Origin of the sequence: Pseudotamlana agarivorans, from assembly GCF_018860245.1 — a bacterium.
GTDB lineage: Bacteria > Bacteroidota > Bacteroidia > Flavobacteriales > Flavobacteriaceae > Pseudotamlana > Pseudotamlana agarivorans_A.
Window position 1 is genome coordinate 96,272 of the sequence record NZ_JAHKPD010000011.1, and the last position, 13,441, is coordinate 109,712.

The 13,441-nt window shown below is 35.4% G+C and carries 12 protein-coding genes and 1 tRNA gene; 8 read left to right on the plus strand and 5 right to left on the minus strand.

Translation table 11 applies throughout. From position 1 onward, the window contains the following. Window positions 1-17: 17 nt before the first annotated feature. The 3 genes from rpsT to proS all read right to left on the minus strand — a co-directional run bounded on the left by rpsT (window position 18) and on the right by proS (window position 2,043). Window positions 18-269, minus strand: a complete 252-nt coding sequence (rpsT, locus tag KO493_RS05270) for a 30S ribosomal protein S20 (RefSeq protein ID WP_216066902.1) — start codon at window positions 267-269, stop codon at window positions 18-20. Between the two features lie 24 nt (window positions 270-293). Then, a tRNA-Glu gene (locus tag KO493_RS05275) sits at window positions 294-365 on the minus strand. 199 nt (window positions 366-564) lie between these two features. Next, window positions 565-2,043 carry a proline--tRNA ligase gene (gene proS / locus KO493_RS05280; protein WP_216066903.1) on the minus strand — a complete coding sequence of 493 codons (1,479 nt, stop codon included), beginning with the start codon at window positions 2,041-2,043 and terminating at the stop codon, window positions 565-567. A gap of 100 nt (window positions 2,044-2,143) precedes the next feature. Here proS and KO493_RS05285 point away from each other — a divergent pair, with 100 nt between their 5' ends. The 5 genes from KO493_RS05285 (at window position 2,144) to yidD (ending at window position 7,601) form a co-directional block, all read left to right on the plus strand. After that, on the plus strand, window positions 2,144-3,226 hold the full coding sequence (locus KO493_RS05285; protein WP_216066904.1) for a hypothetical protein: 1,083 nt from the start codon (window positions 2,144-2,146) through the stop codon (window positions 3,224-3,226). 88 nt (window positions 3,227-3,314) lie between these two features. Then, entirely contained in the window at window positions 3,315-4,889 is a 1,575-nt protein-coding gene (locus KO493_RS05290) for an OmpP1/FadL family transporter (protein ID WP_216066905.1), read from the plus strand. 236 nt (window positions 4,890-5,125) lie between these two features. Then, the gene (folE, locus tag KO493_RS05295) at window positions 5,126-5,803 is read left to right on the plus strand and encodes a GTP cyclohydrolase I FolE (RefSeq protein WP_216066906.1); all 678 of its coding nucleotides are present in this window, start codon (window positions 5,126-5,128) and stop codon (window positions 5,801-5,803) included. Window positions 5,804-5,864: 61 nt separating this feature from the next. After that, window positions 5,865-7,346 carry a cysteine--tRNA ligase gene (cysS, locus tag KO493_RS05300; protein WP_216066907.1) on the plus strand — a complete coding sequence of 494 codons (1,482 nt, stop codon included), beginning with the start codon at window positions 5,865-5,867 and terminating at the stop codon, window positions 7,344-7,346. A 33-nt stretch (window positions 7,347-7,379) separates the two neighbouring features. Continuing rightward, window positions 7,380-7,601 (plus strand): membrane protein insertion efficiency factor YidD, encoded by a 222-nt coding sequence (gene yidD, locus KO493_RS05305; RefSeq protein ID WP_216066908.1) that lies wholly within the window; start codon window positions 7,380-7,382, stop codon window positions 7,599-7,601. Between the two features lie 159 nt (window positions 7,602-7,760). Here the strand turns inward: yidD and KO493_RS05310 are convergent, their stop codons facing one another. After that, complete coding sequence (locus KO493_RS05310) at window positions 7,761-9,221, minus strand: aminoacyl-histidine dipeptidase (protein WP_216066909.1); 1,461 nt, start codon at window positions 9,219-9,221, stop codon at window positions 7,761-7,763. A 153-nt stretch (window positions 9,222-9,374) separates the two neighbouring features. On the opposite strand from KO493_RS05310, the gene KO493_RS05315 reads away from it, so the two are divergent. Next, entirely contained in the window at window positions 9,375-10,442 is a 1,068-nt protein-coding gene (locus tag KO493_RS05315) for a DUF3810 domain-containing protein (RefSeq protein WP_216066910.1), read from the plus strand. Between the two features lies 1 nt (window position 10,443). Here the strand turns inward: KO493_RS05315 and KO493_RS05320 are convergent, their stop codons facing one another. Beyond that, window positions 10,444-11,241, minus strand: coding sequence for a DUF6503 family protein (locus KO493_RS05320; RefSeq protein WP_216066911.1), 798 nt, complete (start codon window positions 11,239-11,241; stop codon window positions 10,444-10,446). Between the two features lie 82 nt (window positions 11,242-11,323). Here KO493_RS05320 and KO493_RS05325 point away from each other — a divergent pair, with 82 nt between their 5' ends. Both KO493_RS05325 and KO493_RS05330 read left to right on the plus strand, forming a co-directional pair. Next, a complete protein-coding gene (locus KO493_RS05325; RefSeq protein WP_216066912.1) occupies window positions 11,324-12,118 on the plus strand; it encodes a TrmH family RNA methyltransferase in 795 nt (264 codons plus the stop codon). A 77-nt stretch (window positions 12,119-12,195) separates the two neighbouring features. Next, on the plus strand, window positions 12,196-13,428 hold the full coding sequence (locus tag KO493_RS05330) for a M48 family metallopeptidase (protein WP_216066913.1): 1,233 nt from the start codon (window positions 12,196-12,198) through the stop codon (window positions 13,426-13,428). Window positions 13,429-13,441 lie beyond the last annotated feature (13 nt).

A 13,441-nucleotide genomic window follows, 5' to 3' on the forward strand; every position in this document is an offset into this window, starting at 1 on the left:
TAAGTCGAAGTTACTAATTAAAGTGCTGCAACATGTTTCGCTAAACCAGATTTAAGGTTAGCAGCTTTGTTAGCATGAATAACGTTTTTCTTAGCTAATTTATCTAACATAGAAACTACAGAAGGATATAAAGACTCAGCTTCTTTCTTATCTGTTAACTCACGTAATTTTTTAATTGCATTACGAGTAGTTTTGTGTTTATACTTGTTAGTTAAACGCTTAGCTTCGTTGCTTCTTATTCTTTTTAATGCTGACTTATGATTTGCCATTTTTTTCTTCTTATTAAAATATTGTAGCCCGTAGGGGAATCGAACCCCTCTTACCAGGATGAAAACCTGGCGTCCTAGCCGATAGACGAACGGGCCATTTGTTTTTTTTGAGAGTGCAAAGATAAATTTAATTTACAAATCTGCAACTTAAATTTTAATTTTTTTTCACTCAATCTTTTCAAATAACTTGCAATGTTTTCCATTGCGGGTGCAAATTTACAACTTATTTTCACTTTTACAAGCGCTAAATAACTTTTTTTTTAAAAAAATCACTCAGCACTTGTTTTATTACTGATTAGTAGGCTTTTGCGAATAAAACACGCCGCTCAGAAGGCTTTCCTGAATACACACAAACACCTGGTTCTAACTTACCTTCTAATGGCACACATCTAATTGTGGCCTTTGTAATCTCCTTGATTTTATCTTCAGTTTCTGTTGTTCCATCCCAATGTGCCGAAATAAATCCTGTTTTATTTTCTAAAACGTCTTTAAAATCTTCAAAAGAGTCAACTTCAGTAATGTGACTGTCTCTAAAGTTTAAAGCTTTATTAAATAAGGTATCCTGTATCTCCTTTAATAACCCTTCTATGGTTTCGGTTAGATTATTGAGATCAACAACTTGTTTACTTAACGTATCACGTCGTGCAAGTTCTACTGTTCCATTAGCTAAATCTTTTGGTCCAATAGCAATGCGCAATGGCACACCTTGCAACTCATGTTGCGCAAACTTGGCTCCTGGTCTGTGTGTATCACGATTATCAAATTTTACAGTAATGTGCTTGGCGCGCAAATCTGTTAAAATACTATTGGCGACTTCCGTAATATTATTTAAATCTTCTTCAGTCTTATATATAGGAACAATAACAACTTGGTTTGGGGCTAAACTTGGTGGTAATACTAATCCTTGATCATCACTATGGGTCATAATCAAGGCGCCCATCAATCGTGTAGACACCCCCCAAGAGGTTGCCCAAACGTGATCTTGTTTTCCTTCTTTATTGGCAAACTTCACATCGAATGCTTTGGCGAAATTCTGACCTAAAAAATGTGAGGTTCCCGCCTGTAATGCTTTTCCATCTTGCATTAATGCCTCGATACAATATGTTTCATCGGCTCCAGCAAATCGCTCGCTCTCAGTTTTTAATCCTTGTACAACAGGAATGGCCATAAATTTTTCAGCAAACGTAGCATATACATTATTCATTAATGCTGCTTCATCTAAAGCCTCTTTTTTAGTTGCATGAGCGGTATGACCTTCTTGCCATAAAAACTCTGCTGTTCTTAAAAACAAACGTGTACGCATTTCCCAACGTACCACATTCGCCCATTGGTTTATTAATAAAGGTAAGTCTCTATACGATTGCACCCAGCCTCTAAAAGTATTCCAAATAATGGCTTCACTTGTAGGTCTTACTACCAACTCCTCCTCTAACTTCGCCTCTGGATCTACGCGCAACTTCCCAGGTTTATCTGGGTCGTTTTGTAACCTATAATGTGTAACAACAGCACATTCTTTAGCAAAACCTTCTGCATTTTTCTCTTCTGCTTCAAATAAGCTTTTAGGTACGAATAAAGGAAAATAAGCATTTTGGTGCCCCGTTTCTTTAAACATTCGATCTAACTCTGCTTGCATCTTCTCCCAAATAGCATAACCATAAGGTTTAATAACCATACACCCTCTAACAGCTGAATTTTCAGCTAGGTCTGCTTTGACAACCAATTCGTTATACCATTTCGAATAATCTTCTGCTCTACTAGTAAGTTTTTTGCCCATAACGTTTTTTTGGCACAAATGTTGCACCTCTGTTAAATATAAAAAATAGTTCAGCAAAACTAACTATTTTTGTTATGTTCAACAATTAAAATAAACAGATATGCAATTAATTAAATCCTTACAAAGAAAAGCACCATTAGCAAGCTTGCTGGGGTTACTCTTAGTATTCACTTCTTGTGGTTCATATGAATATGTTGGCGCAGGAAATGATGGTATTTATGGAGGATCTGTTCCACAAACACAACAACAGCACAAGGAAGCGCCTAACGATAACAATTATTACACGAATTATTTTAAAACAAAATCTATAGAATCTGAAAATTTCGGTGAAGATCCAACCATTTTCACTGATATTGACGCGTATGAAAATTCAGCTTATGTGGAAAATGATTCTTTAGTTGATAATTATGTAGGCTACGCTGGCTGGGGGCAAAACAACAGCAATGTAACCATTAACTACATTGATAACGGATGGAATAACTGGGGCACTGGATGGGGCATTGGTTTTAATTACGGATGGGGTTATGGCGGCTGGGGCTACCCTTCATACGGTTGGGGGTATCCTGGCTATGGCTGGGGCTACCCAGGGTATGGTTGGGGTTACCCAGGATATGGATGGGGCTACCCTCCATATTACGGCGGCGGTTACTACAATAGGTACAACAGATATAATTCTTATAGTGCCACACGAAGAGGAGGCTATTACGGTAACAATTATGCTAGCACCAGAAGAAGTAATTACACCAGAAATAATATAAATGCTTCAAATAATACCAGACGAAGTTCTGCAAACACAAACAGAGGAACAACATCTAAGTATAATACCACTAGAAGAACGAGTACAAGCACTAGAAATTCGCAAGGAACAACGACTAGACGTAGTTATACAACAAATAGAAACCCGTCTCAAACTGGAGTGACAAGAAAATCTACTACAGTTACACGAACGCCTTCAAACAACTCAACAAAAAGATCGTCAACATCAACTTCAAGAAGAAGCTCTAGTACGGTTTATAAACAACCTACAAGTAGATCAAGCTCTAACAGCAACTACAATAACAACAGATCTTCTTCAAGAAACTCAAGCTACACTCCTAGTTCAAGTTCTAGGTCTAGCGGATCTACAATGAGATCATCAGGAAGTAGCAGCAGAAGTTCTTCCAGAGGAGGAGGAAGACGCTAATATCAAAAACAAAACCTAACCAAATAAATTGATTTTCATCTCAGTTTATTTGGTTATTTCATCTCCTAAAACGATTAAAAAATTATACATGAAAAAGTTTAATTTACTATTCATAAGCGTACTTTCATTATCTACCGTTTATGCGCAAGACATCACAGATGCTTTAAGGTATTCACAAAATGAAATTCAAGGAACAGCCCGATTTAGAGCCATGAGTGGTGCTTTTGGTGCTCTAGGTGGCGATTTAAGTGCTGTTAGTTTAAATCCTGCCGGTTCTGTAGTTTTTAGTAACAGCCATGTTACTATTACGGGATCTAACAGTTATACAAAAAACGAAACAAACTATTTCAATAACATGACCAGTACGAATGAATCCTGTTTCGGAATTAACCAAGGTGGTGCTGCTTTTGTATTTGTTAATAGAAATAGTAGTTCACCTTGGACAAAATTTGCTATGTCACTTAATTATGAGCGCACAAATAATTTTAATGACTTCTGGCAAGCAAGAGGCACGAACACAAACAGTGTCGATTTTGTAGATAATAACAACAACTTTTTAGCACCAGTAAATTCAATTGCTGGAAACTTTCATCAATTTGCTCAAGGCCAAAGACTTGCCGATATATCAGCATTACCTAACGAATCGATAGACCGCGCATATCGCGCCATCGGAAATCAATTTGGCTATGGAAATCAACAAGCATTTTTAGGCTATGAATCTTATATATTAGATCCTGAATTTGATGACGATGATAACAAAACTTACTTTTCTAATGTTGCTGCTGGAAACTTTGATCACAAATACACCTATTTAGCAACAGGTTATAACGGAAAAATGAGTTTTAATTTTGCCACACAATTTGAAGACAAGTTTTCTTTAGGTATAAATCTAAACTCACATTTTATTAATTACGAACGTTCTACTGTATTAATTGAAGATAACAACAATACAGGGTCAACTGTTACACATATTGATTTCGAAAACAACTTATTAACTACTGGTGCTGGGTTTTCTTTTCAATTGGGTGGTATTTTTAACCTTACTCCAGAATTAAGAGCAGGAGTCGTTTACGATTCGCCAACATGGTATTCTATAGATGAAGAAACCACACAATACGTAAAAACAATTAGAGATGAATCTGGAACTACAAGATCACAAACTATAGCGCCCAACATAGTCAATGTTTACCCAAGATATCAATTACAAACTCCAGGAAAAATAACAGGAAGTTTAGCCTACATTATTGCTAAACGTGGTATTATCAGTTTCGATTATTCAAATCAAAATTTTAGCAATACAGAGTTCAAACCAACACACGACCCGGAACTTTCCAATCAAAACGCCTTAATGAGCAACGTACTAACTCACGTTTCTACCTATCGCGTTGGTGCAGAATACAGAGTCATCAACCAATTAAGCTTACGTGGTGGTTACCGTTATGAAGATAGTCCGTATAAAAATGGAGACATTATGAGTGAGCTACAAGGCTTCTCTGCAGGTATTGGATATACTTTCGGAAACACGAAGATTGATTTAACTTACGACCAGGCTTCAAGATCATACCAAAATAACCTATACAACCTTAACGGAGGTGGTTCGCCTTTTGCTTCAATCGACAGAAAAAATCAAAACATTACATTATCCTTAGGCTTCAGCATTTAAACTTTTCATCTGGAGATATTAAATAAAAGGTAAGCTGTAATGAATGGAATCATTTTCAGACTAAAACAAAAAATTAATAATTTAGCAACACCAAGCATAACAAAACGGAATTGCTTATCTTTGCAAACTAATTTTTGAAATATTAATCATACTTCATTTATTTGTAAAACTCTTATTAACAAAGAACTAGCAAATAATGACTTTTATGATTGTTGAAAAACAATAGATTTTAACAGATGAAATTTGATAGTAATTTAGACGATTTTGACGCTTTAGGAGAAGAACACATTGGTACTTCTGAAAATACACCATTGCGAAATGATGCTTTTAAACTGTCTAATGACGAAAAAATAGACATTATTAAAGACGATGTTCGTCACATCATGGAAACCTTAGGTTTAGATTTAACTGACGATAGTTTAAGCGGAACACCTAATCGTGTGGCTAAAATGTTTGTTAAAGAAATTTTTGGCGGATTAGATCCTAGCAAAAAACCTAGCGCTTCTACTTTCGACAATAAATACAAGTATGGCGAAATGCTTGTTGAAAAAAACATTACCGTTTATTCAACTTGCGAACACCATTTACTACCAATTGTTGGTCGCGCTCACATTGCCTATATCGCTAATGGTAGTGTTGTTGGTTTATCTAAAATGAATCGTATTGTAGATTATTATGCAAAACGTCCGCAAGTTCAAGAACGTTTAACTATTCAAGTTGTTAGAGAACTTCAAGAGGTTTTAGGCACTAAAGATGTAGCATGTGTTATCGATGCGAAACACCTTTGTGTAAATTCAAGAGGTATTAGAGATATAGAAAGTAGCACTGTAACTTCAGAGTTTGGAGGGAAATTTAAAGACATGGCAACACGTCGCGAATTCCTTGATTACATAAAGCTAGATACTCAGTTTTAATTCATTTTGTAATTTACTTTATTAAGTCATAATTGACTACACCACATACGCCTAAACCACTATGCAACTTTATAAAGACAACCCTATCAAAATTTATAATTCCCTAACTGGAAAAAAGGAAACTTTTAAACCTATAAACGAAGGCCATATAGGTATGTACGTTTGTGGGCCTACAGTTTACAGTAATGTTCATTTAGGAAATGTGCGGACTTTTATGTCTTTTGATATGGTTTTTCGTTATTTAAAGCATTTAGGTTTTAAAGTACGCTATGTTAGAAACATCACTGATGCCGGACATTTAGAAAATGATGCTGATGCTGGTGAAGATAAAATCACCAAAAAAGCACGTTTAGAACAAATTGAACCTATGGAAGTTGTGCAGCGTTATACTGTAGATTTTCATAATATTCTAAACACGTTTAACTTCTTACCACCTAGTATAGAACCTACCGCTACAGGGCATATCATTGAACAAATTGAGTTAATAAAAAACATCATTGATAATGGTTTTGCCTACGAAGTAAATGGCTCTGTTTATTTTGATGTTCATAAGTTCAATGAAACAAATGAATACGGTAAATTAAGCAAGCGTAAACTTGACGATTTAATTCATAATACGCGTACGCTTGACGGGCAAAGTGACAAGAAAAACCCGCAAGATTTCGCCCTTTGGAAAAAAGCCGAACCACAGCATATTATGCGGTGGCCTTCACCTTGGAGCGATGGTTTCCCAGGTTGGCATTTAGAGTGTACAGCCATGAGTACAAAATATTTGGGTGAACAATTTGATATTCACGGTGGTGGCATGGATTTAAAATTTCCCCATCACGAATGTGAAATTGCCCAAAATGAGGCGGCCATTGGAAAATCACCAGTAAACTACTGGATGCACGCAAACATGCTGGAACTTAACGGACAACGCATGTCTAAATCTACTGGAAACACAGTGAATCCAGATGAACTACTTTCTGGAGACAATACTTTTTTCAGTAAGGCATATGCACCAAGCGTGATTCGTTTCTTTATAGCACAATCATCTTACCGTAGTGTATTAGATTTAACTGATGACGGTCTATTAGCCAGTGAAAAAGGCTTCAATAGACTTATGGAAGCTATGAATCTATTAAACAGCTTACAAGCTTCAAAAACGTCTTCTATTGATGTTTCAGCATGGAAACAGAAATGTTACGATGCGATGAATGACGATTTCAATTCACCAATTTTAATCGCTCATTTATTTGAAGCTGCTAAATACATCAATCAAATAAAAGAAGGTGTAGAAACACTAACTACTGAAGACTTAAACCTACTTAAAAACACGCTAAACAGTTTTGTTTTTGATATTTTAGGTTTAGAAAACACAGCAAACAGCAATTCTGGAACTGATAAATTATCAGGCGCTGTTGATGTTTTAATCAAACTGAGACAAGAAGCTAGAGCGAACAAAGATTTTGCTTTATCTGATAAAATTCGTGATGAATTAGCTGAAGTTGGTATTCAACTGAAAGACGGCAAAGACGGTACGACGTTTAGCGTCAACTAAATCCACTACAAGCGCGAGTGCTTTTAGCTATTTATGAAAAAACTACGCATTGCACCTTTTTTGTTTTTGATAAAAGTGTATCAAACATTTATATCACCATTAACGCCTGCAACGTGTAGATACCAACCCACTTGTTCACATTATGCCAAAGAAGCCTTAACCAAACACGGTTTCCGAAAAGGCGGATGGCTCGCAATAAAACGTATTTTTAGCTGTCATCCATGGGGAGGTTCGGGATATGATCCGGTTCCTTGAGTTTTGTTGATTTGTTTATTCGTTTATTCGTTTAACCGCAAAGTGTAAAAATTTGATTTCATCAAATTTTTACACTTAACTACTTAACTACTTAACTACTTAACTACTTAACTACTTAACTACTTAACTCCCTAACTCCTTAACTCCTTAAAAGACAAACTAACGTACAGGTATCTCCTTCAAAATCGCCAATACAAATTTCCAATATTTTTGAACTGAAGAAATTTGAGCACGTTCATCAGGAGAATGCGCGCCTTTAATTGTTGGCCCGAAACTAATCATATCCATTTCAGGGTAATTTTGTCCAAGAATACCGCATTCTAAACCAGCATGGCAAGCGGCAACATGGGCTTTTTCACCATTTAAATCTTCATAGATTTTGTCCATGACTTTTAAAATAGCAGAATCCATATTTGGTGCCCAACCTGGGTAATCACCCGAAACCTCAACTTCACAACCAGTCAATTCAAACGTAGAACGTAATGTATTTGCTAAATCGTCCTTAGAACTTTCAACTGAAGACCGCGTTAAACATCCAATATGAATCTCGCCATCTTTTACAATAATTCTAGCGATATTATTTGAAGTTTCCACCAGTCCAGGGATATCTGCACTCATACGATACACACCGTTTACGGCTGCATAAATTGCTCGAGTTACCCCTTCTTGAACGCCTAGATCCATAATGTTTTCAGGCGTATCACATTTAGAAACTTCAATTACTAAATCAGGCTCCATGGTTTTAAGTTCCTTTTGAATGGTATTGGCAATAAGCGCCATTTCCAATAAAAAGGCATCTTCATGAATGGCATCAATGGCCACAATAGCATGACTCTCACGCGGAATTGCGTTACGTAAACTTCCGCCGTTTATCTCTGAAATTCTCAATCCGAAATTTTCAAAACCATCAAACAAAACGCGGTTCATGATTTTATTAGCATTTCCTAAGCCTTCATGAATTTGCATGCCCGAATGCCCACCTTGAAGTCCTTTTACAGTAATTTCATAACCAATTTTAAACTCAGGAGTTTCTTCTAAATTATATGTTCGCTTTGCAGTCACATCAACACCACCGGCGCAACCTACGCCAATTTCATCGTCTTCTTCGGTATCTAAATTCAATAGAATACCACCAGAAAGGAGTCCGCCTTTTAAGCCCATGGCACCCGTCATTCCTGTTTCTTCATCTATAGTGAACAAAGCTTCAATGGCAGGGTGAGCAATCGTATCACTTTCTAAAATCGCCATGATAGTAGCTACACCTAATCCGTTATCTGCACCAAGCGTCGTACCCTTAGCACGAACCCAATCACCATCAACATACATTTCTATACCTTGCGTATCAAAATCAAAATCGGTATCATTATTTTTTTGATGAACCATATCTAAATGCGATTGCATCACGATGGTTACCCTGTCTTCCATTCCGGCAGTTGCAGGCTTTTTAATAATCACATTCCCTACTTCATCAACTATAGTTTCTAATCCTAAATTTTCACCAAAGGCTTTCATAAAAGCAATCACACGTTCTTCTTTTTTTGAAGGACGCGGAACGGCGTTTAAATCTGCAAATTTATTCCAAAGGGCTTGAGGTTCTAATTGTCTTACTTCCGTGCTCATCTTGTGATTATTTTATCTTTCAAAGATAGAAAAAATGCCTTGACCTCAACTTGTTTCCATGGGGTGAATCACTAAGTTTTAACAAAGTTTAACCTTAATGTCATCTTTCAGAATTCTAAAATTTAATCCTCTAATTTTTTAGTATTTTTGGTCATGCTCCAAAACAAAAAAACACTTTTAGCACTAGCTTTAATACCTCAAATCATTTTAATTAGAATACTATCTAATTACCCTGAGTTTGTCGAAAATTATTACAGTAATGGCTTGTATCCTTTTATCTCAAAACTATTCAGGTTCGTATTAGGTTGGTTGCCTTTCTCTTTTGGTGATTTTGTATATGCCTTAACCTTGATATATGGCGTGAGATGGCTTATATTAAACAGAAAACGTTTAAGATTAGATACTAAAAACTGGCTTATTGATATTTTTGCTACTTTATCTATTTTTTACTTTGTATTTCATTTGTTTTGGGGCTTGAATTATTACCGCCTACCCCTTCATAAGAGTTTGAATTTGGCGCACGATTATTCTACAGAACAACTTATTACTTTCACGGAAAATCTAATCAAAAAATCGAATGCTGTACATTCAGAAATCACAAAAAACGATACTTTAAAAGTAGACATGCCTTTTAATAAATTAGATATTTTGAAAATGGCACCCCATGGATATAATAACTTAAAAGAGACTTTTCCACATTTAGAATATAGTACTAAAAGTGTAAAAAGATCCTTATTCAGCTATCCGTTAACTTATATGGGTTTTAGCGGTTATTTAAATCCGTTTACGAATGAAGCCCAGGTTGATGGCTTGATTCCAATCTACAAATTATCAACCACCACGACACACGAAATCGCCCATCAATTAGGTTATGCTGCTGAAAATGAAGCCAATTTTATAGGCAGTATGGCCGCGATAAAACATGAGAATATCTACATAAGATATACGGGCTACACCTTCGGATTACGATTCTGTTTGAATGAAATTTACAGACGTGACCCCGATTTATACGAAGCCATGGCAGAAACTGTAAACCCAGGAATATTTAAAAACTACAAAGAGGTTCGTGAATTTTGGGTAAAACACCAAAATCCTGCCGAACCTCTTTTTAAATCCTTTTATAATGGTTTTCTAAAAGCGAACAAACAAAGCAAGGGCATGCAAAGTTATAATTATGTTGTGGCGCTTTTAGTGAACTATTATGAAAAAAATAGTTTATAAATCACTCAACTAATTGAGCGTCTTCAGGCAATTCAAAAATATCCTGATTAACTTGTTCTTTAGTCAATTTCACATTATAAAAATTATTTTCACTATGTACAGTAGTTGGTAAATTATTTTCGTATTCATACCTAACAATGGTTTTTGGCAATAATACGCCATTAAATTCTTCCCATTCGCTGTATTTTCTAAAGTGCCATTCTTTAGCTTTTTCTTTCGTGAAAAATGTAACGGTATACCCTAACCATTCCATTTTATAAGTATCAGGGTTGTAATAAAGCGCGTATTCATCCTCCGGAGACTCACCTACACCACTTTCATAACCTACTTTTATTCCAGGGTATGTTTTTCCTTCAAAAACTAAAGGTGCGATATCACTGTATACAATCCCATCATCAGCCAAAATGAAAGGCATCGCATAGAAGTAAGACATTAAGTTATAATAGAATTTAGGCTTCCCTTTGTATTCAGTGTCGTTTTTATTTTGCAACCAAACTTGCTTTCCGTCATAACCAAGCTTATGGTCAGGCGTTTCAACTAGAGATTTTCTATTCCATAAATCTGTTGAGGTCACCTCATCGACTCCGTTTTTTTTCATGGTAAACTCTAAAAAACGCATCTTTTTCCATTGATCTAATCCGCCATGGGCTTCAAACACTTTTACTAAGGCTTCTGGGTAGTTACTTTCAACAACGACAGCTTCAGTTTCTGTGGCTTCTGGAGTTTCAACTGTTTCTTTTTTAACATCTTTACAAGAAAAGATAGAAGCAGCTATAAACAAATAAATAAAGTTTTTCATTTTTTAATTTTAAAAGGTTTTAGGTTTTGACGCACTAAGATCAAGTTAATTACATAAAATCGATTACTTTTGCTTCACTTTTATGAAAGAAATAACAAGTATACAGAATCCTCTTATAAAACAGTTATCACAATTAAAAGATAAGTCTCGTGAGCGCAGAAAAACGGGCACTTTTTTAATTGAAGGCGCACGTGAAATCTCTTTAGCTATCAAAGGTGGATTTCAGCTAGAAACTATTTTGTTTTATCCTGAATTATTTTCCTCTGAAAAACTAAGCACCTTTACTTCTGAAGTTATTCAACAGATTGAAATATCAAAAGAAGTATATCAAAAATTAGCCTATCGTGAAACTACTGAAGGTGTTTTAGCTGTGGCAAAATCGAAGACTCAGGATATTTCTCAGTTAAAAATTGAAAAAGAAAACCCTTTAATATTAATTGCTGAAGCCCCTGAAAAACCCGGAAACATTGGTGCCCTTTTAAGAACTGCCGATGCTGCCAATATCGATGCAGTGATTATCGCCAATCCGAAAACAGATTTATACAATCCGAATATTATCCGCTCAAGTGTAGGTTGTGTTTTTACTAATACCATTGCCACTGGAAGCACTTCTGAAATTATTGATTTCTTAAAAAAGAAAAATATCAATATTTACTGTGCAGCATTACAAGCTTCAGTTTCATATCACACACAAAATTTCGCTAAACCTACAGCCCTTGTTGTTGGTACAGAAGCTATTGGATTAAGTGATGAATGGCGTAAAAATTCTACTCAAAACATCATTATCCCGATGCAAGGTGAAATTGACTCCATGAATGTTTCTGTTGCGGCAGGAATTCTTGTTTTCGAAGCTAAGAGACAACGGAATTTTAAATAGAGTAAAATCTACCGAATTACCCTTTTCACTCTTAAAACGCTCTCAACATTCAATAATAATTAAAACATCCCCCATAAATGACAGCACAAACCCTTTTCTATATTATTATAGCCATTATTATCATCAATTTTATTGTTGATAAAATCTTAGATGCTTTAAACGCTAAACATTATAACGACACCCTTCCGGAGGAACTAAAAGATGTTTACGACACTCAAGAATATCAAAAATCACAAAATTATAAAGCAACCAACTACAAGTTTGAAATTATCACTTCGACCTTTTCTCTAGTACTCACTTTAGGTTTTCTATTTCTTGATGGCTTTAAATATGTTGATGATATAGCAAGAAGCTACAGTGACAATCCCATAATAATTGCTTTAATTTTCTTCGGAATTATCATGATTGGAAGCGATATTTTAACCACGCCATTTTCCTATTACAGTACGTTTGTGATTGAAGAAAAATTCGGATTCAATAAAAGCACAAAAAAGTTATTCTTTCTTGACAAACTAAAAGGCTGGCTTATGATGACTCTTGTTGGTGGTGGTATATTAGCATTAATTATCTGGTTTTACCATGTCACCGGAACACAGTTTTGGTTATATGCTTGGGCCTTGGTAGCTGTTTTTAGCCTGTTTATGAATATGTTTTACTCCAAATTAATTGTACCTCTATTCAATAAGCAAACACCTTTAGAAGCTGGAAGTTTGCGTGATAACATTTCAAAATACGCAGAAACAGTTGGTTTTAAATTGGAAAAAATATTTGTAATTGACGGTTCTAAAAGAAGCACTAAAGCCAACGCTTATTTTTCTGGCTTCGGAAGTGAAAAACGTGTAACACTTTATGATACTTTAATTAACGACTTAGATGAAGATGAAATCGTTGCTGTTTTAGCACACGAAGTAGGGCATTACAAGAAGAAACATATCATCTTTAATTTATGCGCCTCCATCCTACTTACGGGATTAACACTTTACATCCTGTCTTTATTCATTTCAAACCCGCTATTATCAAGCGCATTAGGAGTTGAAATCCCTAGTTTTCATATGGGGTTGATTGCTTTTGGGTTACTCTATTCTCCTATTTCTGAAGTTACAGGATTAATCATGAATCTATTCTCTAGAAAGTTTGAATATCAAGCAGATGATTATGCAAAAACCACTTATAAAGCTGAGCCGTTAATCACCTCGCTTAAAAAATTGTCTAAAAACAGCTTGAGTAATTTAACACCTCATCCTGCATATGTATTTATGCATTACTCTCACCCTACTTTGTTACAGAGAATTATGAATTTAAAGAAATAAGATAGCATTCTTA